Here is a 26,418-nt window from a genome sequence, read left to right on the forward strand (position 1 = left end):
TTACTGTCTGTGCGATTTACCGAGCGCTTTAGTGACGAGTTGTTCATAAAGTTCGGCATAGGGTTCAACGGCTTTGCTCCAGTTGAACGGAGCGGCCATCGCGCGGCAGCGCATGGCGTTGAGCAAATCGGGGTAAGCGAACACCTTGAAGGCCCGGCTCAACGCTTCCTGGTAGCTCTCTACCGTGGATTCGTCGAACAGAAAACCGGTCACGCCATTTTCAATGGTGTCGGCCAGTCCGCCAGTGTTGCGTGCAACCGGCAATGAGCCGAAGCGTTGCGCGTACATCTGGCTCAAGCCGCAAGGCTCGTAACGAGATGGCATCAGCAGGAAATCGCTGCCGGCAAACATGCGCCGTGCATCGGTTTCGTTGAAGCCGATGCGCACGCCGACCTGCCCTGGGAAACGCAGGGCCAGCTCACGCATGGCCTGTTCTTCTTCCGGTTCGCCACGACCGATGATTGCGATCTGGCCACCGGACTTGACGATGTATTCAGTGACGCCTTCGGTCAGGTCCAGACCTTTCTGGTAGACCAGTCGGGAAACCACGGCAAACAAAGGGCCTTTGGACTCTTCCAGACCGAAAAGGTCGCGGACATGCGCGGCATTGACGGCTTTGCCTTCCCAATCGCCAATCTGGAACGGGCGGAACAAGTGGGCGTCGGTCGCCGCATCCCAGCTTTCATCGATGCCGTTAGGGATGCCACTGAGCAGGCCTTGCTGGGTCTTGGCGGCAAGAAAGCCGTCGAGGCCGCAGCCGAAGTCCGGCGTGGTGATTTCCTGGGCGTAGGTCGCGCTGACGGTGGTGATGTGGCTCGAGTAGGCCATGCCGGCCTTGAGGTACGACATCTTGCCGTAGAACTCCATGCCTTCCTGCTGCAAAGCGTGCGCAGGAATGCCGAGCTCCGGGCAGGAGCCCAGGCCGATCACGCCCTGATAGGCGAGGTTGTGGATGGTAAACAGCGTTGGCGTACGCTGCCCGCGCCAGTGCATATATGCAGGCGCCAGGCCCGCCGGCCAGTCATGCGCGTGCACCAAGTCCGGGCACCAGTGAATCTGCGCGAGGTTGGCAGCAATGTCCGCCGCAGCCAGACCGAGGCGGGCGAAACGAATATGGTTGTCCGGCCAGTCGCGACCGTTATTGGCGCCGTAAGGCGAACCCTCGCGCTCGTACAGCTCAGGGCACATCAACACGTAAATGACCAGACCGTCCGGCATGTCCATACGCCCGATCTTGCACGGCGGCAGTGCGGCATGGCCACCCAGCTCACCGATGATGTGAATCGGATTCTCGCTGTTCAGCACTTGCGGATAACCGGGAATCAGCACGCGCACATCATGCAGATGCGCCATGGCGCGGGGCAGCGCTGCGGAGACGTCGCCCAGGCCCCCGGTTTTCACCAGGTCGGCGATTTCCGAGGTGACAAACAAGACTTTCTTTCGATTCGGATTCTGGCTCGGCGTCGGTGTGAGCGTCCGCACACCCGGAACGATCACCGGGATGTTGCTGGTTACGCTCAAAGCGCTCGATTCGCCGACCTGCTGATGAGCACGTTCTCCCTGAATGTCTAAAGCCGCACTGATCATTTGAATCTCCCGTGTTATTGATCTAATTCTGGTCTGGCGAGCAATGGTCCAAAGGCCAATTCCTGTGGCCGGGCGCAAGCGCGAGGCACAAGCGCTAAGCGCAAGCAGGAGGCGCAATCGCGCTACGCAAAGTGAGCAAACGCTAACCATGCGCTGAAGCAGAATGGCTGAAGTGAAGGTTGCAAGGATTGCACCAGTGCAACCCGCCTACCATTAAGAGGACCGGCCACGAACAGCAAAAGTTTCGATTATTTTCGTGCTTTGTGGCTGACCGGTTTAACGCCCCGAAAATCAGTCTAGGCCAGAACATAGAGCGCTGCGGTGCAGATGGCAAAATTGTTCGACAATCGGTTCAAAGCGGTACGGACGTGCCGGATACGGTCGCGATCGCACCGACGAAGGGCGGTTTAATTTTTCCTGCGAGCTAAAAAGTGACTCATTAGTCATGTAAAGGTGCACGTCGGTTTGAGCTTTTCGCACCAACATGAAGCAACATTAAGTCCTGTGTTTGGCCGAAGCGCTGCCTTACTGGTCATCGCCGGTCCTTGGTATAGTCCTGACCTCGTTTTTGTCCGGTAAAGGATCACTGCCATGTCTGAATACACTGCGTTCACCGTCGAACTGGCCGATAAGATCGCCCATGTGCAGATCAACCGGCCGGAAAAGATCAACTCGATGAATGCGGCCTTCTGGAGTGAGATCATCGAGATCTTCCAATGGATCGATGACACCGACGAAGTCCGCGTTGTGGTGCTGAGCGGTGCCGGCAAACATTTCTCCTCCGGCATCGACCTGATGATGCTCGCCGGTGTGGCCAATGAAATGGGCAAGGACGTCGGTCGCAACGCACGGCTGCTTCGGCGCAAGATTCTGGCGCTGCAAGCTTCTTTCAATGCCGTGGACAGTTGCCGCAAACCGGTATTGGCGGCGATTCAAGGCTATTGCCTGGGTGGGGCGATCGATCTGATCGCCGCCTGTGATATGCGCTACGCTGCCGGGGATGCGCAATTCTCGATCAAGGAAATCGACATCGGCATGGCTGCCGACGTCGGTACCCTGCAACGCTTGCCGCGGATCATCGGGGACGGCATGCTGCGTGAACTGGCTTACACCGGGCGCACCTTCGGCGCTGAGGAAGCACGCGAGATTGGCCTGGTTAACCGCGTCTACAGCGACACGGCCAGCCTGCTTGAGGGTGTGATGGGCATTGCCCGCGAGATCGCCGGCAAGTCGCCGATCGCCATCAGCGGCACCAAAGAGATGATCGGTTACATGCGCGACCATCGCATCGACGACGGTCTCGAATACGTTGCCACCTGGAACGCCGCCATGCTGCAATCCAATGATCTGCGCGTGGCCATGGCCGCCCACATGAGCAAACAGAAACCCGAATTTCTGGATTGATAGACCATGACTTCACGCTGGACCACCGCAGTACTGGACACCGATCAACCCGGCGGCTGGGCCGTTGCGCGCAGCCCCGATGGTTTTCTGTTCGATGACAATGGCGCGCTGTTTCCGCGTGAATGGCTCAAGCGTCAGGATGTGTCGATGCTGGCCGAACATGGCATCGGCCATCTGGATGGCGAGCCGGTTTACCTGCTGGAACTGCGCAGTTCCAGCGAGGTAGCGGGGTGCAACTGGAAAGGGCTGCGGGCGTTCATGCTCGAAGGCGATCACACGCTGTTCAAGGTGCTCGGCTATGCCGCGCAGATCGGCACTTGGGCCCGTGAACATCGCTTCTGCGGAAACTGCGGGCAGGCCACGCATCAAGTCCCGCGTGAGCGGGCCATGTATTGTCAGCCTTGTGATCTGCGTTACTACCCGCGGATTTCGCCGAGCATGATTGTGCTGATTACCCGCGGCGATGAGATTCTGCTGGCGCGTTCACCACGTTTTGTCACGGGGGTTTACAGCACGCTGGCGGGTTTCGCCGAGCCAGGAGAATCCGCCGAGGACTGTCTGATTCGTGAGGTCCGCGAAGAAGTGCGGATCGAGGTGAAGAATATTCAGTACATGGGCAGTCAGTGCTGGCCGTTTCCGCATTCGATGATGCTGGGTTTTCACGCTGAATATGCCGGGGGCGAAATCGTCTGTCAGGAAGACGAAATCGAGGATGCCCAGTGGTTCAACGTGCATGAGCTGCCACCGTTGCCGGCGTCGCGCTCGATTGCACGTTACCTGATTGATGCCTACGTGGCGCGCCGGTCAGGCCACGCTGAACCAGTGCTGCCAGGCTAACCGCACGGTCAGGCCCAGCACCACGGTGATGAATACCGGCCGGATGAACTTCGCGCCGCCACTGATGGCGGTGCGCGCGCCGAAGAACGCGCCGACCATCACCGACAGGCCCATGCTCAGGCCGATGATCCAGTCCACCTGACCCGAGAAGATAAACACCGACAGCGCCGCGATGTTGCTGACGAAGTTCATGCTGCGCGCGACACCGCTGGCTTTGACCAGATCGATCGGGTACATGAGCATGCTGCTCACCGTCCAGAACGCGCCGGTACCGGGGCCGGCCACACCGTCGTAAAAACCAAGGGTGAAGCCTTGGGTTGATTGCCATTTCTTCTTGATCGGAGCGTCGCTGTCCAGAGGTGCTTTGGGTGTGCCGCCGAACAGCAGGTAGAGGCCGCAACCGAATACGATCACCGGGAGCATCTTGTTCAGCCATTCGGCGGGCAGGTAGTGCGCGACCACGGCGCCGGTCAGTGCGCCGATCAGCGTGCCGACGATCGCGTGCATCCACTGTCGGGGATGGAACAGCTTGCGCCGGTAGAAGGTGAAACTGGCGGTGGCCGAACCGAAGGTCGAACTGAGCTTGTTGGTGCCCAACACCAGGTGCGGCGGCAGACCTGCGGTCAACAGCGCTGGCGTGGTCAACAAGCCGCCGCCGCCAGCAATGGCGTCGATGAAACCGGCAATAAAGGCAACGACGGCCAGAATGGCCAGGGTAGTGAGGTCAACGCTGAGTTCGAATGGCATGGAATCGACTTATTCGGCGGGGTGCAGATTTGAGCTGCGGGGAGGGCGGGTATCTTACCTATATCCACATTGGGCGGCGACTACTCAGGCGCCATCGCGGGCAAGCCCGGCTCCCACAGGTTTTGGGCCAGCCGCAGATTTTGCATTTCACACGCATCCTGTAGCAGCGAAGCTTGCTCGCGATGGCGGTGGCTCAGTCAAAGTCTGAGTTGAATGACACACCGCCATCGCGGGCAAGCCCGGCTCCCACAGAATTCTCGGCCAGTTGCAGATTTTTATATTCGGGCTCGGCTCCTGTGGGTTAAGCGGTGATTACAACCCCAACTCCGACAGACCCGCATGGTCATCCGGACGACGGCCCAGTGGCCAGTGGAACTTGCGATCGCTTTCCTTGATCGGCATGTCATTAATGCAGGCAAACCGATTGGCCATCAGCCCGTTTTCGTCAAATTCCCAGTTCTCATTGCCATACGAGCGAAACCAGTTGCCCGAATCGTCGTGCCATTCATAGGCATAACGTACGGCGATGCGGTTATCCGTAAAAGCCCAAAGCTCCTTGATCAGGCGATAGTCCAGTTCCTTGGCCCATTTGCGCGTCAGGAAGTTCTTCGCTTCCTCACGGTTATGCGCGAATTCCTCCCGGTTACGCCATTGCGTGTCCAGCGTATAGGCCAGCGAAACCCGTTCAGGGTCGCGGGAGTTCCAGCCGTCTTCGGCGAGGCGGATTTTTTCAATCGCAGTTTCACGAGTGAAGGGCGGCAACGGCGGACGAACTTCTGCACTGGACATATCAATGTCTCCCTATCAAGTTAACGATGTAATCAGTTATCAACGAGTTACAGGTTCAACAACTTTCGCGCGACATTTTGTGCATCATCAGCGGTGCCGTGATCACCCATGATCAATGCCACGGTGATGGCGCCGTCAATCAGGATCAGCAACTGCCTGGCGACTGTCAGAGGTTCAGCAACCCCATGCTCGGTACACAGCTCGCACACATAGTCGAGCAGCTTTTGTTTATGCTCTTTGGCCACCAGGCGGACCGGGTCGTGCGGATCGCCGGTTTCGCCGCTGGTATTGATGAACGCGCAGCCCCGAAAACCTTCCGAGGCAAACCAGGTCTTCAACACGGTAAACAGGTTGAGCAAACGTTCGGCAGGGGTTTCTGCCTTGTTCACCTCCGTTCGGTACCAGTGCATCCAGCGCACATCGCGGCGTTGCAGGGCGGCAACGGTCAACGCCTCCTTGTTGGTGAAGTAGCGGTAAATGCTTTTCCTCGAGACGCCGGCAGTTTTCACCAGCAGATCCATGCCGGTGGCCGCAATGCCACTTTTATAGATCAGCTTCTCAGTGACATCCAGAATGATATCGCGGGTTTGATTGTTGGTGAGTTCGTTCATGCGCTTACAGTAGAACGACCGTTCTACATGGTCAAGGTCATATTTATAATGGCTGATGAAATGCCTCCGCCGGCAGGCGGCTCGGAGAAGATCAGGGCACACCACAAGACCCGAACGGATCCATGGTGTAAGCTCTGAAGCTCTTCGGATTCGACCCATTGCGAGCCCTATGCCGTCGCTTTTCAAACGCTCCCTGCTGCCCAAACTGCGCAGTTTCCCGCTGACCGCCGAGGCCGTCACCATTCTCTCTGGCGCTGCCGAGTTTCGTCGTTGCCTGCTGGAACAGATCGCCAGCGCAACCCGGCGGATCTACATCGTGGCGCTTTACCTGCAACAGGATGAAGCCGGCCAGGAAATTCTTGACGCCTTGCATGCTGCCAAACTGGCGCGTCCGGAGCTGGATGTCGTGGTGGTGGTCGACTGGCTGCGCGCCCAGCGTGGTTTGATCGGCGCGGGCAAGCAGCCGGGCAACTCGGCGTGGTATCAGGAAACGACTCGCACACACCAAAGTGAAGTGCCCGTATACGGGGTTCCGGTGCAAACCCGCGAGCTGTTCGGTGTATTGCATCTGAAAGGTTTCGTGATCGACGATTGCGTGATCTACAGCGGCGCGAGCCTCAATAACGTCTATCTGCACAAGTTCGACAAGTACCGTTACGACCGTTATCACCTGTTGAACAACGCCGCGCTGGCCGACTCGATGCAGCACCTGATTCAGCACGGTCTGATCGCTTCCAAAGCGGTGCATCGCCTCGATCTGCCAAATCTGCCGACCACCCGCAGTCTGCGCAATGACATCGGCGACTTGCGCAGTCGCCTCAAGCACGCGGCGTATGACACAACCGCCGGCAGCACGGCCAGGAATGGTTTGTCGGTCAGCCCGCTCTTGGGCGTCGGCAAGAACAACCCGTTGAGCCGGGTGATCTGCGAGTTGATTGCCAGCGCCAAATACCAACTGACCATCTGCACGCCGTACTTCAACCTGCCACTGGCCGTGACCCGGGAAATCAATCGGGCACTGGCGCGTGGGGTGAAGATCGACATTGTGGTCGGCGACAAGACCGCCAACGATTTCTACATCCCGCCGAGCGAGCCGTTCAAGGTGATTTCGGCGCTGCCGTACCTGTATGAAATCAGCCTGCGCCGCTTCGCCAAGCGCCACCATCGCAGCGTCGAGGGTGGCCAGTTGAACCTGCACCTGTGGAAGGATGGCGATCACACCTATCACCTCAAAGGCATGTGGGTCGACCAGCGCTACACCTTGCTGACCGGCAACAATCTCAACCCGCGCGCGTTCCGGCTTGATCTGGAAAACGGCCTGTTGATCGATGATCCACAAGGCGAAATGCTTGAGCCGCGCGCACGGGAACTGCAAGAGATTTTCCAGCACACCTCGCGCATCGAGCGATACCAGGATCTGCAGACGATGCCGGACTATCCGGCCGGCGTGGCGAAGTTTCTCAAGCGCGTGAGTCGAGTGCGCATTGAGCGTTGGTTGTACCGGATTTTGTAAACAGGTTTGGGTTGGCGTCGTCAGTGACGACGCTTTCGCGAGCAGGCTCGCTCCCACAGGGAAGTGCGTGGATGCCGAACCCAGCGAGATCCCCCACGTGTTGATGGCTCAGTTCAACCCCAGCTTACCGCGCATCATCGACAAATCCTCGGCCAGTGTATTGACCGGCCCGACCAGTCGTTTGCGGTCGTTATCCTTGACTTTGTCATAGGTTTCAAAGCCACCGTTCGCGGTCCGGTATTTCGCCAGTGTGTTGTTCACCGTGGCGAAATTTTTGTCGACCTTGGCCATGAACGCCGCGTCCTGCTGCTCGATCTGCGGCCGGAACAGGTCAACGATTTTCTTCGCGCCGTCGATATTGCCCTGGAAGTCATACAGATCAGTGTGGCTATAGCGATCTTCCTCCCCGGAAATTTTCGTGGCCGCCACTTCCTCCAGCAACACCGCTGCACCACCCACCACTTTTTCAGGAGGGAAGGTCAGGCCCGCCACACGGGTTTGCAGGTCTTGCACATCGTTGTTCAACCGGTCCGCCAGAGCTTCCAGGCCCTGGGTGCTGTTCTCGGCGAACAACGAATATTCGATGCGGTGAAAACCGGTGAAATCCGGCGCTTTTACGCCTTGCTCGTGGTCATCGACCCGCGAATCGATGGACGCGTCCAGGTCGCTGAACAGCTCGGCAATCGGCTCGACCGTCTCGTAAAACACTCGCGTCGGCGCATACAGTTTCTTCGCCGTGGCCAGGTCGCCGTGCTTAACCGCATCGGTGAACTGCTGGGTGTGGCTGGCCAGTTCATCCAGCTGTTCGGTGACATAGATTTTGTAATCCGATATCGGATTCACCAGCTCCAGCGGCGCCGGCGCCGCGAACGCCGTGGCGGGGATGTTGAGCAAACCAAGGGTCAGCAGTAAAGCGAGTGGCGACTTTTTCATGGGCGGTTCCGTGTGGGGAGGTCTTAAACAGGAGCTTGCGAGTGCGTGGCTGCGAGCAGTGAACGACCGATGAAATCCTGCTCGTCAGTGACACCGGGCAGCGTGAAGAAATAACCGCCACCGACCGGTTTCAGGTATTCCTCCAGCGGCTCGCCATCGAGCCGCTTTTGCACAGTGATAAAGCCTTTTTCCAGATCGGCCTGATAGCAGATGAACAGCAGGCCCATGTCCAGCTGACCGTTCTTGTTCACCCCGTTGGAATAGTTGAACGGCCGGCGCAGGATCAGATTGGCCTGGCTCGCAGCGGTACGCGGATTGGCCAGGCGAATGTGCGCGTCGAGTCGGGTCAGTTTGCCGTGCGGATCCTCGCGGTAATCGGGCACTTGTGTTTCCTGCGTGCCGCCGATTGGAGCACCGGTGGTTTTGATCCGACCCAGAATGCTTTCCTGCTCTTGCAGCGGTGTGCGGTCCCAGCGTTCGACAAAATTGCGGATGATTCGCACGGCTTGGTAACTGCCGTGCGCGGCCCAGGCCGGTTCGTCACTGCCGGGTTGCACCCAGACGAGGCTGTCCATGGCCTTGGCATCGTTGGAATCGGGGTTGGCCGAACCGTCACGAAAGCCGAGGAAATTGCGCGCACTTTGCGCTGGCACGCCCGGTTTGGATGGCGCTTGCGGCGGCACACTGCCTTCCTGTTTCCAGCGCACCAGCAGCAGGTCCGGGAGGTTCTTGACAATGTCGCGCAGGGCATGAATGTTGGTGTCGGCGGTGTTGGCGCAAAACTGCAGGCTCAGGTCGCCATGGCAGCAATCGGCGTCCAGCGCGTCATTGGGGAAGCCGACCATGCGCGACAAGCGCTTGGGTTTGGCGTTGGCCAGGCCAAAGCGTTCGTCGAACAACGATTCACCGACCGACACGGTGATGGTCAGGTTGTCCGGCGTAACGACCGGGCCGAGAATCCCGGAATCTACCGGCGGCAGTTTCGGATCGACTTGCTCCACCGGGCCACCCTTCATCAAGAAGGCGATGCGCTCGTTGAGGGTGCGAAACAACCGCTCAAGATCCTCGCGATCGCTGGCCAGCACATCGAACGACACCAGCATGCCCGACGCCGGGCGAGGGGTGACGATGCCGCTTTGATGCTTGCCATAAAACGCCTGGCGGTTTTCGGTGTTGTCGCTGCTCGGTGCTTCGGTCACCTGGGCAGCGCTGGCTGCCATGGCCGGGCAACTCAAGGCCGAACCGGCGAGTGCGACGCCGGCAGCGCCCATGCCGAGCAATACGCGGCGGCGCTGGGCAGAAAATTGTTCTGAATTGCTCATCGTTGGTGTCTTCTGCTTACAGGCCGGAAAGGCCGAGGGCGGGATCGATTTCAGTGAGGGCAGCGGACAGCGCTTTGGCCTTGTCGGCAATCTGCTGACGTTTCCCGGCGCTGACGCTGTCATAGCTGGCGTAGCCTTGCGCGTCCTTGAGGTCGTTGAGTTGCGCATCGAACGCATTGGCAGCGGTGTCGACGTTCATTAGCAAGTCGGCGTTGGATTTGCTCAGTAGAGGACGCAACAGATCGACCACTTTGCGCACTGCAAACAGGTTGGCGGCGAAGCCGTTGAGGTCGGTGTGGCTGTACCGTTCTTCCTCGCCACTGCCGGCGCGCACATTGCCCAGGCTGTCCAGGTTGCGCACCACGATGCTGACCAGTTGTTCAGGGGGCAGCGACTGGGCGAGCAGTTGCTGTTTGAGTGCGGTGACATCGCTGAACAAACGCTGGCTGATCGGCGTAAGACCGTCGAGCGAGCGCTGCTGGAACATTGCAAATTCGACGCGATGGAAGCCGACAAAGGCGGGATCCTGTTCGCGTTTCTCAAAGTAATCGGCGCGGGCGTTGATGGCATTGTCCAGCTCGGCGAATCGCTGCGCAGCCGGGGCGATACGTTGATAGGCGGCGCGGGCCGGTGCATACAGCGCTTGCGCCCGACTTAGATCACCGGCATCGATGGCCTGCTGTAACGCCGCGACGGCCTTGATCAGGGCGCTGCTCTGGCTGCTCAGATAGACGCGGAATTCCGACAACGGCCCGACGAATGCGGTCATCGATGGCTTGGCCTTGGCGGCTGCATCGGAAGCGGCAGTCGCGGTCACGTGCAGGGTGCCGCGTGGATTACTCAGCAGGCCACAGGTAATCGCGTAGTCGCCGGGCAACAGCTTCGCGTTGATTACCTGACTCAGGCCCGGTGCGATGTTCTCTCGCTCTTCAACCACCAGCACACCGTCGAGGATTTCCCACTCAACCGCCCGGTCGGAACGGTTGACGATGCGGAAACTCGCGCGGCCGGCGGGCACCGTCAGTGCATTGGGTTCACAGCTGTGCGGGTGAATGGTCACCTGCACTTCGTCGTGGTTGATCTGTCGTTTGCTCGCGGCCAATTGCGCGGCGTAATAGAACAGAGCGCCCGCGGCGATCATCACCACGACGGAGCCCGCCACCGCCCAGCGCAGTGCGCGGGGAGGGGAAGCCTGAGGAGGTTTTTGGTTGGGCATGGTGGGCCTTATTGATGGGTCATTGTTTGAGGTTGCCGGGCAGGCAGGAAAAACATCACCAGTGCCACTACCAGATAGAGCAGATAGGCCCCGAGCGTGCTGACAATTGGCGCGTCCTGATAGCCGAACATCCCGGCCAGCACCGAGCCGAGCGGGCCGTCCATTGGCAGCGTCGCACTGACGTCGAACAGCACGCTTTGCAAGTGATTCCACACGCCGGCTTCGTGCAGCGCCTGCACCGAATTGGCAAGAATGCCGGCGGCGACCACCAATATGAACAATCCGGTCCAGCGGAAAAACGCGCCGAGGTTCAGGCGCAAGCTGCCGCTGTAGATGAGGAAACCAACAATGACCGCCAGCACCAGACCGAGCAGGGCGCCCAGTGGTGCAGCGGGACCTTCGCTCTGCTGGAACACGGCGAGCAGAAAGAACACCGTCTCCAGGCCTTCCCGCGCGACGGCGAAAAACACCATGGCGATCAGAGCGGTCACCTGATGTTTATTGCCCGCCAACGCCTGGTCCAGTGAGGTGTGCAGCGAATGCTTGATCGTGCGTGCGACTTTGCGCATCCAGAACACCATGGAACTGAGGATGGCGACGGCGACCAGTCCGACCACGCCTTCGAACAGCTCCTGTTGTTTTTGCGGAAATTCAGCGCTGACCAGTTCCAGACCGCCACCCACCAGCAACGCCAGCGCGGCGGCCAGAAACACGCCGATCCAGACTGCGGGCATCCATTGCCCGCCCCCGGTTTGCTTGAGGTAGCTGGCGATGATGCCAACGATCAGCGCGGCCTCGATGCCTTCGCGCAGCATGATCAAAAAGGGAACCAGCATTCAGCACCGTGGAGTAATTAGTTAGGGTGCTAAGTTGTAACATAATGACATTCATTCCCAAATGGCAATCATTGACATTTAGCTGAACCTAAGCTGAACAACTTTCAACACGTTGAGATGGGTGCAGCATTCCGATTTGCCCGCGATGAGCGCGACACCGTGCCTGCAGCCGACCGCGTCATCGTTCATCGCTGGCAAGCCAGCGCCTACGGGAATGCAGCGCCATGCGCTACTATGCGCACCATCCCGAAAACAACACGGCCCACCTCGCTCCATGGCGGAAAAAGACACCATCTCCATCCAACTGGTGCGTGAAGCGCTGTTGCAAAGTTGCGCGTCGGGCGCGGCCACCGAAGAGGTGTTGCACAAGGTCGGCATTGATCCCGGGTTATTAAAAAACCTGACGGCCCGCGTCCCGGCCACCGCTTACGCACGTCTTTGGCGCTTGCTGGCCAGGCGCCGCGATGACGAGTTCTTTGGCATGGACCCGCGCCAGCTCAAATCGGGCAGCCTGGCCTTTCTGTGTCGCTGTGCAATGGCCCAGCCGACGCTGGCGGCGGGCCTGACCTCGGGTCTCGGCTTTCTCTCGCTGATGCTCGAACACATGCCGGCGCAACTGGTGCGGCAGCAAAGTCTGGCGGAAATTGTCCTGCTTGAAGACGGGCGCGATCCACGCCGGGCCTTCACCTATTTTACTTACTGGATGATCGTGCACGGCGTTGCGTGTTGGCTGGCAGGGCGGCGGATCCCGATTCTGGCCGTCGAGCTGCGCTGCGCGGAACCGGATTTTTGTGACGATTACCAGGTGATGTTTTCGCAAAACCTGCGCTTCGATCGGCCCCGCACGCGGATGATTTTTTCTGCCGATTGCCTGGATTTGCCGATCAAGCGCAGCGCCGAAGAACTCAAGCGTTTCCTTGCCCATGCGCCGGCGAACATCCTGGTGAAGTACCGCGACCCGCAGAGCCTGGCCAGCCGGATCAAGCACGATCTGCGTCACCTGCCTGCCGAGCGTTGGCCCGAAACCGAGGCGCTGGCACAGCAGTTGTGCATGTCCGCCTCAACCTTGCGTCGTCGTTTGTCTGAGGAAGGGCAGACGTATCAAGGGCTCAAGGACAGCGTGCGCAAGGAGTTGGCGATTATCTGGCTGGCCGAGCCGGCGATCAGTTTCGCCGAAATCGCCATGCGGCTAGGGTTTGCTGATGTGAGCTCGTTCTACAAGGCGTTTCGCAAGTGGTCGGGGTCAAATCCGGGGCATTATCGGAGTTTGATTTTGAACGAGGCTGATTGATCGTACCCTCAGACCTCCCATCGGCGAACCCACAGATGAAGATCTGCGTCCCTAATCTGGCTGGGGAATGCGACGCAGCACGTCATCATAGGCAACCAGGTCGAGAAACGCTGTTACCTCGGCGGCCCGTCCCCCCTCCATGCGCAAGATCCAGACGTAACTGTTGGTGTAGGGCTTGCCGTCGCGCGCGAGGGCTTCCCCGTCCCAGTTGATAACGACGTGATCGCCTTCGGCCCAGATTCGTTTCGCGACCGGCCGGATCGGTGTGCTCAGGCGGGTTGCCAGAGGACGAACGGCCCGCGCCATCAAGTCATCCCGGCCGTGGTAGGTCCCCGCACTTGGCCCGGAGCCCTTGATTGTCCAGACGACGTCAGGCGCCAGTACTTCATTGAAGAAGCCGGACCCGCCGGCGGCCCAGCGATCAAATGCGGCCGAGATGAAGGCTCTGTTTTGCTCGATTGGCGCCTCCTGTAGGGGCGCTACCTGGGCCAGCGCTGGCATTGCGAAGCAGGCAAGAACTGCGCAAAACACGGCGGGGGTGAAACGCTTGGCGTAAGTTATACGGGTCATGGCATTACCTCCTGACTGCGACGGTGTTTTTGCCGAAGATAAGTTGCTGGCCCATCGGCCGGCCGATGAAGTTCTCCGGGAAAATAGGCGCGATCGCGCTGGCCTGGTTAAGTCGCTCCAGCTGATCCGCTGTGAATTCAACGTCTAACGCGCCGAAATTGTCCTCGGCCTGTTCCAGCGTGCGCGCGCCCATGACGGGCGAGACCACAGCCGGATGCTGTAACGTCCACGCAAGCGCAACTTGCGAGCGCGACGCGTGCGTCTCTTCGGCTATTTCACCCACTACGTCCGCGATGGCCAGCGCATGCTCGTTGAGGTGGCCCGACGAGGCAATCACACCTTTGCGCGTTGCCGACACATTCGCGTCATTCTCGCTCGACAGGTCGGCGCGGCTGTATTTGCCGGTGAGTATTCCGCCGCCCAGGGGTGACCACGGCAGAACGCCAAGGCCCATCGCTTGCGCCATCGGCATGAGCTCATGCTCGACGGTACGCTCGACCAGGCTATAACCGATCTGGAGCGCGACAAAAGGCGACCAGCCGCGAAGATCTGCCAGTGTTTGCATCTGTGCGACCCGCCAGGCCGGCGTGTTGCAAATGCCGACATAGAGAATCTTGCCCGACTGGACGAGGGCATCGAGACTTCGCATCACCTCGTCAGGCGTCGTCGTGAAATCCCAGGCATGCAAGTACAAGAGGTCGATGCGGTCGGTATCCAGCTGACGAAGACTGGCCTCAACCGAGCGCACAAGGTTCAAGCGATGATTGCCCCCGGAGTTGATATTCTGCGCGTCCCGCGCCATGGTGAATTTGGTCGCCAGAATAATCCGCTCACGCTTTTCTTTGATAAAACCACCGAGGATCCGCTCGGATGCTCCATCGGTGTAGTTCACGGCGGTGTCGATGAAATTTCCCCCGCGGTCAACGTAGGCATCAAAGATGCGTTTGGCTTCTGCGTCATCAGCGCCCCAGCCCCAATCAGACCCAAAGGTCATGGTGCCCAGCGACAGGGGCGATACCCGCAGGCCTGAGCGTCCGAGCAAACGGTAATTGTTCAGTAACGTTTGGTTAGCCATTATTGCGTCCTCACAGGATCGTCAGTTGGGATAGCTGGCGCCAGTGGTATCCCGGCAGATGCCATCGCCAGCACAAGAGAAGCTCACGCTTCGCATGTGCCCATTCTGTTGAGATAGGGACGGTGCAGGTAGAACGCTTTTCCTGAATGATTGCACGATCATCCAGAGGGCTTCGATAATGACCACGCGACGCTCAGGCCCGGTGCAATGAGCGAATAGGGGGATAATGGCCAATGACTCAGCTCGAACGATTCCGTGAGGCAATAGCTCGGCACACGCCACAAGACGGGACGTTCGAATGTCCGATCCCTGGTGTGAAGCTGATCCGATGGTCAGAGCCGACGATGCCGATGCCCGTCATCTATGAGCCGACCGCCTGCTTCGTCGCGCAGGGGCGAAAGCGGGCCACGCTCGGCGCCAACGTGCTTCATTACGACCCGACCAGCTATCTGGTTGCCTCGGTGGGGCTTCCCGTCGTGGGCACGGTCATTCAGGCGAGTGCATTGCACCCTTACATGAGCGTTCAACTCGACCTCGACTCGACCGAGCTCGGGGATCTGGCGTTGAGATATCCTCGCTCACCCGCCCAAAGCACCATCTCAGCAGGCCTGACAGTCAATGAGATGACTTCGGGACTTCTTGATGCAGTCACGAGGCTCGTTACGCTGCTTGATACACCAGAGGATATCGAGGCGCTCGGGCCACTCGCCACACGTGAGATCTTTTACAGACTGTTCACAGGTCCAAGCGGTGCAATCATCCACGCGATGACTCAGTCTGATAGCCGACACGGTCAGGTCGCTCGTGCGATCCTGTGGATCAGAGCGAATTTCAAGGATGCCTGCCGTATCGATGATTTAGTCAAGGTTGCCGGCATGAGTCGGTCGGCATTCCATGAACATTTCAAGGCAGTCACGGCAATGAGCCCCTTGGCGTTCAGGACTCAGTTGAGGATGCAGGAGGCGCGCCGTCTTATGGTCACGGACGGACTGGACGCGGCAAGCGCAGGACATGTCGTGGGGTACGATAGCCCGTCGCAGTTCAGCCGCGATTATTCACGGCTGTTCGGTACCCCCCCGGCAAAGGATGCAAACCGCTTTCGCCTGGCGCATGGCAGGTAACGCTGCGGTTTTCACACGCGTCAGGCGAGCAGCACCACGCCAAACGCTAGACTCGTGCATCCCGTCCTTCGTCGCTCCCTCCCAAACCTTGGCCAAACCAGTCAACCAACTTGGTCGCTTTGACCATTGCCCCGCGCCCCGCACAGCGCGAATATTCCCTTGTTGAATTCGGTTCCCCCAACCTAATAAAAAAACAGAGGGATTCTGGTCATGCGCGACTACTTGTCTGCCACGTCTCAGTTCGATTACCAGCACACCGTCGATACCGCGCTGTCGGGTGATCTGACCGCGCTCAACGCCTGCGTCGAGTGCTGCGACCGCCACGCCTTGCCGGGGCGCATCGCCCTGTTCTGGGAAGGGCGCGACGGTGACAGTGCGACGTACACCTTCAGCGACCTGCAAGACAAAGCCGCGCGTTTCGCCAATTTCCTTCTGGCTCAAGGGGTGAAAAAGGGCGACAAGGTCGCCGGTCTGTTGCCGCGCAATATCGAGTTGTTGATCACCGTGTTCGCCACCTGGCGCATCGGCGCCGTCTATCAGCCGCTATTCACCGCGTTTGGTCCCAAAGCCATCGAACATCGCTTGAGCAGTTCCAGCGCCAAAGTGGTGGTCAGCGATGCGGTCAACCGCCCGAAACTCGCAGAAGTCGCCGACTGCCCGACCATCGTCACCGTGGGCGGCGTGAAAGGTCAGGGCATCGTCCGGGGTGACTTCAGCTTTTGGGCCGAGCTGGCCAATTATTCCGCTGACTGCGAACCGGTCATGCTCAGCGGTGAAGACCCTTTCCTGCTGATGTTCACCTCGGGTACCACCGGCCCGTCAAAGGCTTTATCCGTGCCCCTCAAGGCGATCGTCGCCTTCCAGAGTTACACCCGCGACGCCGTTGACCTGCGCCCGGAAGATGCCTTCTGGAACGTCGCCGATCCGGGCTGGGCGTACGGCATCTATTTCGGTGTCACCGGACCGATGGCGATAGGGCATCCGATCACCTTCTACGATGGCCCGTTCACCCTCGAAAGCACCTGCCGGGTGATCAACAAATACAAAATCACCAACCTGACCGGCTCGCCAACCGCGTACCGCCTGCTGATCGCCGGCGGCGACGACTTCGCCAAATCGATCAAGGGCAGGCTGCGCATCGTCAGCAGTGCCGGCGAGCCGCTGAACCCGGAAGTCATTCGCTGGTTCGCCGACCACCTCGGCGTCGTCATTCACGACCATTACGGCCAGACCGAATTGGGCATGGTCCTGTGCAACCACCACGGCCTGGACCATCCGATCCATATGGGGGCTGCCGGTTTCGCTTCACCGGGCCATCGCATCGTGGTGCTCGATGATGCGTACAACGAACTCGGCGTCGGTCAGCCCGGCATTCTGGCAATTGATCGCAGCCAGTCACCGATGTGCTGGTTCGGCGGTTACGAAGGCGTGCCGACCAAGGCGTTCGTCGGTAACTATTACCTGAGCGGTGATACGGTCGAGTGGAACCCGGACGGCAGCATCAGTTTCGTCGGGCGCAGTGACGATGTGATCACTACGTCCGGCTACCGTGTCGGCCCGTTCGACGTCGAAAGTGCGTTGATCGAGCATCCGGCGGTCATAGAAGCTGCGGCGGTCGGCAAGCCCGATCCGGAGCGCACCGAACTGGTCAAAGCCTTTGTTGTGCTCAGCGCGCAATACCGCGCCGCGCCGGAGCTGGCCGAAGAACTGCGGCAGCACGTGCGCAAGCGCCTGGCCGCGCATGCCTATCCACGTGAAATCGAATTTGTCAGCGAGTTGCCGAAAACCCCAAGCGGCAAATTGCAGCGCTTTATCTTGCGCAACCAGGAAATCGCCAAGGCCCACGAGGCTGCGGCGAAAACCCCTCAGCTTGAATCAGGGAAACAATGATGCAGATCGAAAACAAGATTTTTATCGTCACTGGCGGCGCCTCCGGGCTTGGTGCAGCGACCGCTGAAATGCTGGTCGCAGGCGGTGCCAAAGTGATGCTCGTGGACATGAACGCCGACGCGCTCGCGGCCCAGGCCCAGCGCCTCGGTGCGCACAGTGTCGTGGCCGACATCAGTAATGAAGCCGCTGCCGAGGCTGCTGTTGCGGCGACGGTCGAAGCGTTCGGCGGCCTCAATGGTCTGGTCAACTGCGCCGGCATCGTGCGTGGCGAGAAAATCCTCGGCAAGAACGGCCCGCACGTATTGGCCAATTTCAGCCAGGTGATCAATGTCAACCTGATCGGCAGCTTCAACATGCTGCGCCTTGCCGCCGCAGCGATTGCCGAAACCGAAGCGGATGGCGACGGTGAACGCGGTGTGATCATCAACACCGCGTCGGTGGCGGCCTTCGACGGTCAGATCGGCCAGGCGGCGTATGCCGCTTCCAAAGGCGCGATTGCCAGCCTGACTTTGCCCGCCGCGCGGGAACTGGCGCGCTTCGGGATCCGCGTAATGACCATCGCCCCAGGTATTTTCGAAACGCCGATGATGGCCGGCATGACCCCGGAAGTACGCGACTCGCTGGCCGCCGGTGTGCCGTTTCCGCCTCGCTTGGGTAAACCTTCCGAGTACGCCGGGCTGGTCCGGCATATCATTGAAAACAGCATGCTCAACGGCGAGGTGATCCGTCTCGACGGCGCCTTGCGCATGGCCGCCAAGTAAGAGGAATTTGTCATGACGATTGCCAACGATCCGATAGTTATTGTCAGCGCTGTCCGCACACCGATGGGCGGTTTTCAGGGCGAACTGAAAAGTCTGAGCGCGCCGCAACTCGGTGCCGCCGCCATCCGTGCAGCGGTCGAACGCGCCGGTATCGGCGCTGATTCGGTCGAAGAAGTGTTGTTTGGTTGCGTACTGTCCGGCGGCCTCGGCCAAGCGCCTGCACGTCAGGCAGCGCTGGGTGCAGGGCTGGATAAATCGACCCGTTGCACGACGCTGAACAAGATGTGCGGGTCGGGTATGGAAGCGGCGATTCTGGCCCACGACATGCTGGTCGCCGGGAGCGCCGACGTGGTGGTGGCCGGTGGCATGGAAAGCATGTCCAACGCGCCGTACCTGCTGGACCGCGCGCGCAGTGGTTACCGCATGGGCCACGGTCGCGTGCTCGATCACATGTTCCTTGATGGCCTCGAAGATGCGTACGACAAGGGCCGTTTGATGGGCACCTTCGCTGAAGACTGCGCCGAGACCAACGGCTTCAGCCGTGAGGCTCAGGATGCGTTTGCCATCGCGTCGACCACTCGTGCACAGCAGGCGATTGCGGATGGCGCTTTCAAGGACGAAATCGTCCCGCTCACCGTGACGGTCGGTAAGGAACAGGTGCTGATCAGCAACGATGAGCAGCCACCGAAAGCCCGGCTGGACAAGATCGCCTCGTTGAAACCGGCGTTCCGCGAGGGCGGCACGGTGACGGCGGCGAACTCCAGTTCCATTTCCGACGGGGCAGCGGCGCTGGTGCTCATGCGTCAGTCCGAAGCGCAAAAACGCGGCTTGAAGCCCTTGGCAGTGATCCATGGTCACGCGGCGTTTGCCGACACGCCAGGCCTGTTCCCGGTCGCGCCGATTGGTGCGATCAAAAAGCTGATGCAGAAAACCGGCTGGTCGCTGGACCAGGTCGATCTGGTGGAAGTCAACGAAGCTTTCGCGGTGGTCGGCCTGGCAACCATGACCCAACTGGAAATCCCCCACGAGAAGGTCAATGTCCACGGCGGCGCGTGCGCCCTCGGTCATCCGATCGGCGCGTCGGGTGCAAGAATCCTGGTGACGTTGCTTTCGGCGTTGCGCCAGAAAGGCTTGAAGCGCGGGGTTGCGGCAATCTGCATCGGCGGCGGCGAAGCCACGGCGATGGCGGTTGAGTGTTTGTACTAACTCGATTCCTGTAGGAGCGAGCCTGCTCGCGATAACGGTGGATCAGTCAATACAAAGGGTGGCTGATCCACCGCTATCGCGAGCAGGCTCACTCCTACAGGGGTATCCACTTCTTAAGGTTTACCCATGATTCCCAACGACGAACAACTGCAAATCAGCGAAGCGGCCCGGCAGTTTGCCCAGGAGCGGCTCAAGCCGTTCTCCGCTGAGTGGGACCGTGAGCACCGCTTCCCCAAGGAAGCCATCGGCGAAATGGCTGAGCTGGGCTTCTTCGGCATGCTGGTGCCGGAACAGTGGGGTGGCTGCGACACCGGCTACCTGGCCTACGCCATGGCACTGGAAGAAATCGCCGCCGGCGACGGCGCGTGCTCGACCATCATGAGCGTGCACAACTCGGTTGGCTGCGTGCCGATCCTCAACTACGGCACCGATGAACAGAAAGAGCGTTTCCTCAAGCCATTGGCCAGCGGCGCCATGCTCGGCGCCTTCGCCCTCACCGAACCGCAGGCCGGTTCCGATGCCAGCGGCTTGAAAACCCGGGCGCGTCTGGAAGGCGATCACTACGTGCTCAACGGTTGCAAACAATTCATCACGTCCGGGCAGAACGCCGGTGTGGTGATCGTGTTCGCGGTGACTGACCCGAGCGCCGGCAAACGCGGCATCACCGCGTTGATCGTGCCGACCGATTCGCCGGGCTACAAAGTCGCCCGGGTTGAAGACAAACTCGGCCAGCATGCGTCGGACACCTGTCAGATTCTGTTTGAAGACGTCAAAGTGCCGGTGGCCAATCGCTTGGGCGAGGAGGGCGAAGGCTATCGCATCGCCTTGGCCAACCTGGAAGGCGGGCGCGTCGGTATCGCGTCGCAGTCGGTCGGCATGGCCCGCGCTGCGTTTGAAGCGGCGCGCGATTATGCCCGCGAGCGCGAGAGCTTCGGCAAGCCAATCATCGAGCATCAGGCTGTGGCGTTTCGTCTGGCCGACATGGCCACACAGATCGCGGTTGCGCGGCAGATGGTGCATTACGCGGCGGCCCTGCGAGACAGTGGCAAGCCGGCGCTGGTTGAAGCGTCGATGGCCAAACTGTTCGCCTCGGAAATGGCCGAGAAGGTTTGTTCTTCGGCATTGCAAACCCTGGGCGGCTACGGTTATCTGAACGATTTCCCGCTGGAGCGAATTTACCGCGACGTGCGGGTTTGCCAGATCTACGAAGGCACCAGCGACATTCAGCGTATGGTTATTTCGCGCAATCTTTGAGAAGGAGTCCGTTGTGAACTACGAAACGATTTTGCTGGAAGTCCAGGGCCGCGTTGGCCTGATCACCCTCAACCGTCCGCAAGCGCTCAATGCGTTGAACGCTCAGATTGTCAGTGAGTTGAATCACGCGCTTGATGGCCTGGAAGCGGATTCGAATATCGGATGCATCGTCCTCACCGGCTCGAAAAAAGCCTTTGCTGCCGGCGCGGACATCAAGGAAATGGCCGAGCTGACCTACCCGCAAATCTACCTGGACGACTTGTTCAGCGACAGCGATCGCGTGGCCAACCGCCGCAAGCCGATCATCGCTGCGGTCAACGGTTTTGCCTTGGGCGGCGGCTGTGAGCTGGCGTTGATGTGCGACTTTATTCTGGCCGGGGACAACGCGAAATTCGGTCAGCCGGAAATCAACCTTGGCGTGCTGCCCGGCATGGGCGGCACCCAGCGCCTGACCCGCGCGGTGGGTAAAGCCAAGGCGATGGAGATGTGCCTGAGCGGGCGCTTGATCGATGCGGTGGAAGCCGAGCGCTGCGGCATCGTCGCACGGATCGTGCCGGCGGATGAGCTGCTGGATGAGGCGCTTAAAGTCGCGACGCTGATTGCGAAGAAGTCGTTGCCGATTGCGATGATGGTCAAGGAAAGTGTGAACCGCGCGTTCGAGGTGAGCTTGTCGGAAGGCGTGCGTTTCGAGCGTCGGGTGTTCCATGCCGCGTTTGCGACGCAGGATCAGAAGGAAGGGATGGCGGCTTTTATTGGCAAGCGTGAGGCGCAGTTCCTAGGTAAGTAATACGGCGTTTTCACTAGCCCCTTCGCGAGCAAGCCCGCTCCCACATTTGAGCGCATTTCTTCTGAAGGTACGCTGTCGAATGTGGGAGCGGGCTTGCTCGCGAAAGCGTCATTGTGAGCAGGCTCGCGCTGACAGGTAATCGGTGTTCTTTCAAACGACGCATCACCTGTGGGAGCCGGGCTTGCCCGCGATGCTTTTAAGCATCACACCAGGTAATGCTTCAACTCCCGCGCAATCACCATCCGCTGAATTTCGCTCGACCCTTCGTAAATCTGCGTAATCCGCGCGTCGCGGTAATAGCGCTCAACCGGGTAATCCTCCAGATACCCGTAGCCGCCATGAATCTGCATCGCCGACGAGCACACTTTCTCAGCCATCTCCGACGCAAACAGCTTGGCCTGTGAAGCCTCCGACAGACACGGTTTACCGGCACTGCGCAAGCGCGCCGCGTGCAGGATCAGCAAGCGTGCTGCGTTCAACCGAGTGTGCATGTCCGCCAGCATGTTGGCGATGCTCTGGTGCTCGATGATCGGCTTGTCGAACTGCACCCGATCGCGCGAATAGGCCAGCGCCGCTTCGAACGCCGCGCGGGCGATGCCCAATGCCTGGGCCGCGATGCCGATGCGGCCGCCTTCGAGGTTCGACAAGGCGATTGCCAAACCCTTGCCACGTTCGCCCAGCAGGTTGGCCTCGGGAATCGTGCAATTGCTTAACGTCACCGCGCAGGTGTCGGAGGCGCGGATGCCCATCTTGTGCTCGGTGCGGTCGACGATAAAACCGGCGGTGTCCGTCGGCACCAGAAACGCCGAGATGCCGCGCTTGCCCAGATCAGGGTCCGTCACCGCGAACACGATCGCCAGTCTGGCCCGCTTGCCATTGCTGACAAATTGCTTGGCGCCGTTGATTACCCACTGGCCGTCACGCAGTTCAGCGCGGGTGCGCAGGTTATGTGCTTCGGAACCGGCCTGCGGTTCGGTCAGGCAGAAGCAGCCAATAGCCTGGCCGCTGACGAGGTCCGGCAGCCAGGTTTTTTTCTGCTCCTCGTTGCCGTAGTTGAGGACTGGCCCGCAGCCTACCGAATTGTGAATGCTCATCAGCGCACCCGTGGCGCCGTCACCGGCGGATATTTCCTCGACCGCCAAGGCGTAGGCCACGTAGTCGACGTAGGTGCCACCCCATTCTTCCGGGACCACCATGCCCAGCAAGCCGAGTTCGCCCATCTTCGCCACCAGCGCGTCGTCGATCCAGCCGGCCTTTTCCCAGGATTGTGCGTGCGGCGCGATTTCGCCACGGGCAAAATCCCGGGCCATGTCGCGGATCATCACCTGTTCTTCGCTCAATTCGATGTCATGCATGGCTCAGTTCCCACTCTGTTCGAGGCCGCTGAAAAAACTCGCGACATGCTCGGCATCCAGTGCCTGCAAAGTCGGCGGGTTCCAGCGCGGATTTTTGTCCTTGTCGATCAGCAGGGCACGCACGCCTTCGATCAGGTCACCGCGTTCAAACCACTGGCGGTCCAGGTGCAACTCCATGGCGAAGCACGCTTCCAGGCTCAAATGACGACCGCGTCGCAACATTTCCAGGGTCACACCCATGGCCAGCGGCGAGCGGCTTTCCAGCAGGGCAGCGGTAGCGACGGCCCACTCATGGCTGTCGGCAACCGTCACTTCACGCAGTTGCTCCACCATACTCGGCACGTCGGGGAGGGCGAAGAAGTGATCGATCACCGGACGCAAGGTGCTCAGTGGCGCATTGGGCAATTGCTGCACGGCGAGTTTCGCCAGCAAGCCCTGTAGGTCCTTCAGCGGCGTATCGTGCCATTCAAGTTGATCGAGCTGTTCGTCAAGCGCGCCAAGACTGGCGCTCTCCAGGTACCAGTCGGCCAGCCCGCAATACAGCGCGTCGGCCGCGCGAATCTGCACGCCGCTGACACCCAGATAGATGCCCAGCTCGCCTGGAATGCGTGGCAGGAAATAGCTGCCGCCGACGTCCGGGAAATAGCCGATCGCCACTTCCGGCATGGCCAGCCGGCTCTTGTCGGTCACCACGCGCAAATCCGCCCCTTGCACCAGGCCCATGCCGCCACCCAGTACAAAGCCGTCCATCAGGGCCAGCACCGGTTTGCGGTAGTGATGGATGGCGAGGTCGAGCGCGTATTCCTCGACAAAGAAATCCTCGTGCAGCGTGTCGCCGTTCTTGAAGCTGTCGTAAAGGGAGCGAATGTCACCGCCGGCGCAGAACGCTTTATCGCCAGCACCGCGCAGTACCACGGCGTGAATCTGTGGGTCCTGCGCCCAGGCATCCAGCTGACGCTGCAGGTGGCGGACCATGTCGAGGGTGATTGCATTGAGCCCGGCGGGGCGATTAAGGGTCAGGTGACCAATGCGGTTGCGAACCTCGGCCAATACTTCGTTTTGCGTGGCATCCATGGACTGGGTCCTCGGAGAAGAAACCTGAGCAGTCATCACTAACTCCCTGCTTTTATTGTTCTTTATGGACAAGCTCGCGCGCGAGCGATGCTGGATCGTACCAGCGCAAATTTGCCCAGTACAACCCGGATACGTGCAGGTGTAGTCTGCATTTTTGCCTTACGCAACCTATTCGACGCGAGGCGACAGCACTTCGCCAATGCTGCGGCGTTTGGCCTGCAACTCGGTGGCGTGAATCAACTGCTCGAGGTCCTCGGGCGTCACGTCAATGAACGCTTCCATGTCAGCGAGGGCTAGTTTCAAGTCCTGGGCAGTGATGGCCTGGCTGTCAACGGGCGAATGGTCCGCAGGCACCACGGCCGCCGACTCCGCCGCGCGCTTGGGGTAGCGAATCCGGGTGAGGTTGTTATAGACCAGCGCACTGAATAGCAGGGTGAAGGCAGCGAGCATCACCGGAGCGAGGATCTTCCAGTCCATGGCAATGGTCGCCGGGTCCGCCAGCACCAGCAGCAATGCCAAGGCGCCGGCGGGCGGGTGCAGACAACGCAGCCAGCACATCAGAATCAGCGCCATGCCGGCAGCAAGGCAAGCGCTGCCCAAGGTGCGCCCAAGTACGTGCGCCACCAGCAACGAGACGACCCCGGCGCTCAGGTAGCCGCCCACTATCGACCAAGGCTGGGCGAGGGCGCCCGAGGACACGGCAAACAGCAATACCGCCGACGCGCCCAGCGGACCGATCAAGTGTTGCGCCACCTGGACGCCGAAGAACTGACTGCACAGCCAGACACTGAACAGCGTGCCCAGCGACATGCCGATGGCGGCGCGGCTCCATTCAGTCGGGCGGGTGTTGATGGCGGCGGGTAACCAGCGAGCGAGCATTGGGCAGGTGATCCGGAAATTCGAGAAAAAAAAAGGCTTGTCTGGGTAACCCAGAAAGCCCTTTAAAGGTGTCCCAACTATTGGGGGAGGAACCGGCACAGTGTGCCGGTCATTCAAGACAGTGACAAATTCATATTAATGAAGTTTCAGTGCATTAATTTTGCAGTATCGCCACACGCCTGCCGCTGAGGAAACATAATAATCCTCCCACCGCCGTCAATCCGCTCAGGGCATAAAACATGGTTGGCGCCGGCGTATGCATCAGCAGAAAACCGCAAATCATCGGGCTCAGAGCGCCGCCAAGGGCTGCCAGGTTTTGCGCACCGTAGTAACTGCCGCGTAATTCTTCGGGCGCGAGGGTGTCGACGAACAGGAATTCGGCGGGGTAGATGATCATCTCGCCCAAAGTGAAGATAAACATCGCCACGCACCAGGACACCAGGCTGTCAGCCAGGCTGAAGCCGATCAGTCCGACGATAAACAGGCTGGTGCCGCCCGCGATCCAGTAGCGCAACTGTTCACGTTTGAGAAAGCGTCCAATCTGGTATTGCAGCAGGATCACGCTGATCGCGTTGCAGGCGAGCAACGCGGCCATGGTCTGCAGCGCTCGCTTGGAATCTTGCGTCACCAGCAGGTATTGCGACAGGTACAAGGTGAAACGGCCGTGGACGACGGTGCTGAGCAGGCAGCCGCAAGTGAACATGATCAGCGTGCGGTCGTTTTTCAGGGTGATCAGGGTTTTCAAAAAGCTCTGCGGCTGGCCGATTGCAGGCGTCGGCGCCGCGTCTTTGGGAATCCCGCTCATCAGGAATATGCTAAAGAAGGCAATCGCCCCGGCAATCAGAAAGGGCGCAATCGGGTACACACCTGCAATCACTACGCCGAGCATCGGGCCGGTGGCGTAGCCGATATTGGTCAGCGTGTAGCGCAGCGAGAACGCCTTGGCGCGTTGGCCTATTGGCAGGTTTTCGCTGAGGATCGCTTTGGAACCGATCAGGAACAGCGCCGACGCCGTCTCGGTGATCACCAGGGTCAGGGTGGTCAGGTACAGGTTGTCGGCAAACGTGAGCAATACAAAGCCAATGGCGCTGGAGAGCATCGCGAGAATCAGCAGCCGGCGCTTTTCCAAGCGGTCGATGATGTAACCGCCATACAGCGCGAGCAGCGTTGCGATGAACACGGCAATGCCCAGCAGCAAACCGACGTCCTGCTGGTTGAGGCCGAGTTTGTTACTCAGGAACAGCGTGAGCAAGGGACTGGTGATCGCGCGGCTGACCACAATGGTCAGGGAGCAGATCATGAGGCGGCGGATGACGAGCGAGTAAGTGGCCACGGTGGGACGGATGTCCTTATTCAGAAT

The 26,418-nt window shown here is 59.8% G+C and carries 24 protein-coding genes; 10 read left to right on the forward strand and 14 right to left on the reverse strand.

Annotated features, from left to right (window positions below; translation table 11 throughout):
• On the reverse strand, positions 1–1,587 hold the full coding sequence (gene glgA, locus ACYZTS_RS19715) for a glycogen synthase GlgA (RefSeq protein WP_461991427.1): 1,587 nt from the start codon (positions 1,585–1,587) through the stop codon (positions 1–3).
• A 591-nt stretch (positions 1,588–2,178) separates the two neighbouring features.
• On the opposite strand from glgA, the gene ACYZTS_RS19720 reads away from it, so the two are divergent.
• Together ACYZTS_RS19720 and nudC are read left to right on the forward strand one after the other, a co-directional pair.
• Positions 2,179–2,991 (forward strand): crotonase/enoyl-CoA hydratase family protein, encoded by an 813-nt coding sequence (locus ACYZTS_RS19720; protein WP_461991429.1) that lies wholly within the window; start codon positions 2,179–2,181, stop codon positions 2,989–2,991.
• Positions 2,992–2,997: 6 nt separating this feature from the next.
• A complete protein-coding gene (nudC, locus tag ACYZTS_RS19725; protein ID WP_461991431.1) occupies positions 2,998–3,828 on the forward strand; it encodes an NAD(+) diphosphatase in 831 nt (276 codons plus the stop codon).
• On the opposite strand, the gene ACYZTS_RS19730 is transcribed toward nudC, so the two are convergent.
• The 3 genes from ACYZTS_RS19730 to ACYZTS_RS19740 form a co-directional block, all read right to left on the reverse strand.
• Positions 3,796–4,575 carry a TSUP family transporter gene (locus ACYZTS_RS19730; protein ID WP_028621095.1) on the reverse strand — a complete coding sequence of 260 codons (780 nt, stop codon included), beginning with the start codon at positions 4,573–4,575 and terminating at the stop codon, positions 3,796–3,798. The genes nudC and ACYZTS_RS19730 overlap by 33 nt on opposite strands.
• Positions 4,576–4,887: 312 nt before the next feature.
• Complete coding sequence (locus ACYZTS_RS19735; RefSeq protein ID WP_461991433.1) at positions 4,888–5,364, reverse strand: nuclear transport factor 2 family protein; 477 nt, start codon at positions 5,362–5,364, stop codon at positions 4,888–4,890.
• Positions 5,365–5,411: 47 nt separating this feature from the next.
• Positions 5,412–5,975 carry a TetR/AcrR family transcriptional regulator gene (locus ACYZTS_RS19740; RefSeq protein ID WP_461991435.1) on the reverse strand — a complete coding sequence of 188 codons (564 nt, stop codon included), beginning with the start codon at positions 5,973–5,975 and terminating at the stop codon, positions 5,412–5,414.
• Between the two features lie 169 nt (positions 5,976–6,144).
• Here ACYZTS_RS19740 and pssA point away from each other — a divergent pair, with 169 nt between their 5' ends.
• A complete protein-coding gene (pssA, locus tag ACYZTS_RS19745; RefSeq protein WP_028621092.1) occupies positions 6,145–7,488 on the forward strand; it encodes a CDP-diacylglycerol--serine O-phosphatidyltransferase in 1,344 nt (447 codons plus the stop codon).
• A gap of 108 nt (positions 7,489–7,596) precedes the next feature.
• Here the strand turns inward: pssA and efeO (ACYZTS_RS19750) are convergent, their stop codons facing one another.
• Genes efeO (ACYZTS_RS19750) through efeU form a run of 4 tightly spaced genes read right to left on the reverse strand, consistent with a single transcriptional unit; the run spans position 7,597 to position 11,795 of the window.
• Positions 7,597–8,421 (reverse strand): iron uptake system protein EfeO, encoded by an 825-nt coding sequence (gene efeO, locus ACYZTS_RS19750; RefSeq protein ID WP_461991437.1) that lies wholly within the window; start codon positions 8,419–8,421, stop codon positions 7,597–7,599.
• A 23-nt stretch (positions 8,422–8,444) separates the two neighbouring features.
• Positions 8,445–9,743: an iron uptake transporter deferrochelatase/peroxidase subunit gene (gene efeB / locus ACYZTS_RS19755; RefSeq protein WP_461991439.1), complete on the reverse strand. Its 1,299-nt coding sequence runs from the start codon at positions 9,741–9,743 to the stop codon at positions 8,445–8,447.
• A 16-nt stretch (positions 9,744–9,759) separates the two neighbouring features.
• Positions 9,760–10,959, reverse strand: coding sequence for an iron uptake system protein EfeO (gene efeO, locus ACYZTS_RS19760; RefSeq protein ID WP_028621089.1), 1,200 nt, complete (start codon positions 10,957–10,959; stop codon positions 9,760–9,762).
• Positions 10,960–10,967: 8 nt separating this feature from the next.
• Positions 10,968–11,795 carry an iron uptake transporter permease EfeU gene (efeU, locus tag ACYZTS_RS19765; RefSeq protein WP_461991442.1) on the reverse strand — a complete coding sequence of 276 codons (828 nt, stop codon included), beginning with the start codon at positions 11,793–11,795 and terminating at the stop codon, positions 10,968–10,970.
• 274 nt (positions 11,796–12,069) lie between these two features.
• Here efeU and ACYZTS_RS19770 point away from each other — a divergent pair, with 274 nt between their 5' ends.
• Positions 12,070–13,086: an AraC family transcriptional regulator gene (locus tag ACYZTS_RS19770; protein WP_461991444.1), complete on the forward strand. Its 1,017-nt coding sequence runs from the start codon at positions 12,070–12,072 to the stop codon at positions 13,084–13,086.
• Between the two features lie 51 nt (positions 13,087–13,137).
• Here ACYZTS_RS19770 and ACYZTS_RS19775 read toward each other — a convergent pair whose 3' ends face one another.
• Together ACYZTS_RS19775 and ACYZTS_RS19780 are read right to left on the reverse strand one after the other, a co-directional pair.
• Complete coding sequence (locus ACYZTS_RS19775) at positions 13,138–13,656, reverse strand: nuclear transport factor 2 family protein (protein WP_461991446.1); 519 nt, start codon at positions 13,654–13,656, stop codon at positions 13,138–13,140.
• Between the two features lie 4 nt (positions 13,657–13,660).
• Complete coding sequence (locus tag ACYZTS_RS19780) at positions 13,661–14,731, reverse strand: aldo/keto reductase (RefSeq protein WP_461991448.1); 1,071 nt, start codon at positions 14,729–14,731, stop codon at positions 13,661–13,663.
• A 233-nt stretch (positions 14,732–14,964) separates the two neighbouring features.
• Between ACYZTS_RS19780 and ACYZTS_RS19785 the strand changes: the two genes are divergently transcribed.
• The 6 genes from ACYZTS_RS19785 (at position 14,965) to ACYZTS_RS19810 (ending at position 21,750) form a co-directional block, all read left to right on the forward strand.
• Positions 14,965–15,852, forward strand: a complete 888-nt coding sequence (locus ACYZTS_RS19785) for an AraC family transcriptional regulator (protein ID WP_461991450.1) — start codon at positions 14,965–14,967, stop codon at positions 15,850–15,852.
• Positions 15,853–16,062: 210 nt separating this feature from the next.
• On the forward strand, positions 16,063–17,742 hold the full coding sequence (locus ACYZTS_RS19790) for an AMP-binding protein (RefSeq protein ID WP_461991452.1): 1,680 nt from the start codon (positions 16,063–16,065) through the stop codon (positions 17,740–17,742).
• Positions 17,742–18,503: an SDR family NAD(P)-dependent oxidoreductase gene (locus ACYZTS_RS19795; RefSeq protein WP_028621082.1), complete on the forward strand. Its 762-nt coding sequence runs from the start codon at positions 17,742–17,744 to the stop codon at positions 18,501–18,503. The genes ACYZTS_RS19790 and ACYZTS_RS19795 overlap by 1 nt, the downstream gene beginning before the upstream one ends.
• A gap of 12 nt (positions 18,504–18,515) precedes the next feature.
• Positions 18,516–19,709, forward strand: a complete 1,194-nt coding sequence (locus tag ACYZTS_RS19800) for an acetyl-CoA C-acyltransferase (RefSeq protein ID WP_461991454.1) — start codon at positions 18,516–18,518, stop codon at positions 19,707–19,709.
• Between the two features lie 126 nt (positions 19,710–19,835).
• Positions 19,836–20,963: an acyl-CoA dehydrogenase gene (locus ACYZTS_RS19805; protein ID WP_028621080.1), complete on the forward strand. Its 1,128-nt coding sequence runs from the start codon at positions 19,836–19,838 to the stop codon at positions 20,961–20,963.
• Between the two features lie 13 nt (positions 20,964–20,976).
• Positions 20,977–21,750, forward strand: a complete 774-nt coding sequence (locus ACYZTS_RS19810; protein ID WP_461991456.1) for an enoyl-CoA hydratase — start codon at positions 20,977–20,979, stop codon at positions 21,748–21,750.
• Between the two features lie 203 nt (positions 21,751–21,953).
• Here ACYZTS_RS19810 and ACYZTS_RS19815 read toward each other — a convergent pair whose 3' ends face one another.
• The 4 genes from ACYZTS_RS19815 to ACYZTS_RS19830 form a co-directional block, all read right to left on the reverse strand.
• Entirely contained in the window at positions 21,954–23,105 is a 1,152-nt protein-coding gene (locus ACYZTS_RS19815) for an acyl-CoA dehydrogenase family protein (protein WP_461991458.1), read from the reverse strand.
• Between the two features lie 3 nt (positions 23,106–23,108).
• Positions 23,109–24,215, reverse strand: coding sequence for an enoyl-CoA hydratase/isomerase family protein (locus ACYZTS_RS19820; protein ID WP_461991460.1), 1,107 nt, complete (start codon positions 24,213–24,215; stop codon positions 23,109–23,111).
• Positions 24,216–24,347: 132 nt separating this feature from the next.
• Positions 24,348–25,058 carry an HPP family protein gene (locus ACYZTS_RS19825; protein WP_461991462.1) on the reverse strand — a complete coding sequence of 237 codons (711 nt, stop codon included), beginning with the start codon at positions 25,056–25,058 and terminating at the stop codon, positions 24,348–24,350.
• A gap of 154 nt (positions 25,059–25,212) precedes the next feature.
• Positions 25,213–26,391, reverse strand: a complete 1,179-nt coding sequence (locus ACYZTS_RS19830) for an MFS transporter (RefSeq protein WP_461996487.1) — start codon at positions 26,389–26,391, stop codon at positions 25,213–25,215.
• Positions 26,392–26,418 lie beyond the last annotated feature (27 nt).

The sequence above is a fragment of the Pseudomonas sp. TMB3-21 genome, assembly GCF_054898145.1.

Bases quoted from the DNA above. Each gene is read 5' to 3' on its own strand.
- ACYZTS_RS19790 (WP_461991452.1), top strand. From the start codon at position 16,063: ATGCGCGACTACTTGTCTGCCACGTCTCAGTTCGATTACCAGCACACC.
- ACYZTS_RS19825 (WP_461991462.1), bottom strand. From the start codon at position 25,058: ATGCTCGCTCGCTGGTTACCCGCCGCCATCAACACCCGCCCGACTGAA.
- pssA (WP_028621092.1), top strand. From the start codon at position 6,145: ATGCCGTCGCTTTTCAAACGCTCCCTGCTGCCCAAACTGCGCAGTTTC.
- ACYZTS_RS19815 (WP_461991458.1), bottom strand. From the start codon at position 23,105: ATGCATGACATCGAATTGAGCGAAGAACAGGTGATGATCCGCGACATG.
- efeU (WP_461991442.1), bottom strand. From the start codon at position 11,795: ATGCTGGTTCCCTTTTTGATCATGCTGCGCGAAGGCATCGAGGCCGCG.
- ACYZTS_RS19730 (WP_028621095.1), bottom strand. From the start codon at position 4,575: ATGCCATTCGAACTCAGCGTTGACCTCACTACCCTGGCCATTCTGGCC.
- efeO (WP_028621089.1), bottom strand. From the start codon at position 10,959: ATGCCCAACCAAAAACCTCCTCAGGCTTCCCCTCCCCGCGCACTGCGC.
- ACYZTS_RS19820 (WP_461991460.1), bottom strand. From the start codon at position 24,215: ATGACTGCTCAGGTTTCTTCTCCGAGGACCCAGTCCATGGATGCCACG.
- ACYZTS_RS19770 (WP_461991444.1), top strand. From the start codon at position 12,070: ATGGCGGAAAAAGACACCATCTCCATCCAACTGGTGCGTGAAGCGCTG.
- nudC (WP_461991431.1), top strand. From the start codon at position 2,998: ATGACTTCACGCTGGACCACCGCAGTACTGGACACCGATCAACCCGGC.
- ACYZTS_RS19800 (WP_461991454.1), top strand. From the start codon at position 18,516: ATGACGATTGCCAACGATCCGATAGTTATTGTCAGCGCTGTCCGCACA.
- ACYZTS_RS19740 (WP_461991435.1), bottom strand. From the start codon at position 5,975: ATGAACGAACTCACCAACAATCAAACCCGCGATATCATTCTGGATGTC.
- ACYZTS_RS19780 (WP_461991448.1), bottom strand. From the start codon at position 14,731: ATGGCTAACCAAACGTTACTGAACAATTACCGTTTGCTCGGACGCTCA.
- ACYZTS_RS19805 (WP_028621080.1), top strand. From the start codon at position 19,836: ATGATTCCCAACGACGAACAACTGCAAATCAGCGAAGCGGCCCGGCAG.
- ACYZTS_RS19795 (WP_028621082.1), top strand. From the start codon at position 17,742: ATGCAGATCGAAAACAAGATTTTTATCGTCACTGGCGGCGCCTCCGGG.
- ACYZTS_RS19785 (WP_461991450.1), top strand. From the start codon at position 14,965: ATGACTCAGCTCGAACGATTCCGTGAGGCAATAGCTCGGCACACGCCA.
- efeB (WP_461991439.1), bottom strand. From the start codon at position 9,743: ATGAGCAATTCAGAACAATTTTCTGCCCAGCGCCGCCGCGTATTGCTC.
- ACYZTS_RS19720 (WP_461991429.1), top strand. From the start codon at position 2,179: ATGTCTGAATACACTGCGTTCACCGTCGAACTGGCCGATAAGATCGCC.
- ACYZTS_RS19735 (WP_461991433.1), bottom strand. From the start codon at position 5,364: ATGTCCAGTGCAGAAGTTCGTCCGCCGTTGCCGCCCTTCACTCGTGAA.
- efeO (WP_461991437.1), bottom strand. From the start codon at position 8,421: ATGAAAAAGTCGCCACTCGCTTTACTGCTGACCCTTGGTTTGCTCAAC.
- glgA (WP_461991427.1), bottom strand. From the start codon at position 1,587: ATGATCAGTGCGGCTTTAGACATTCAGGGAGAACGTGCTCATCAGCAG.
- ACYZTS_RS19775 (WP_461991446.1), bottom strand. From the start codon at position 13,656: ATGACCCGTATAACTTACGCCAAGCGTTTCACCCCCGCCGTGTTTTGC.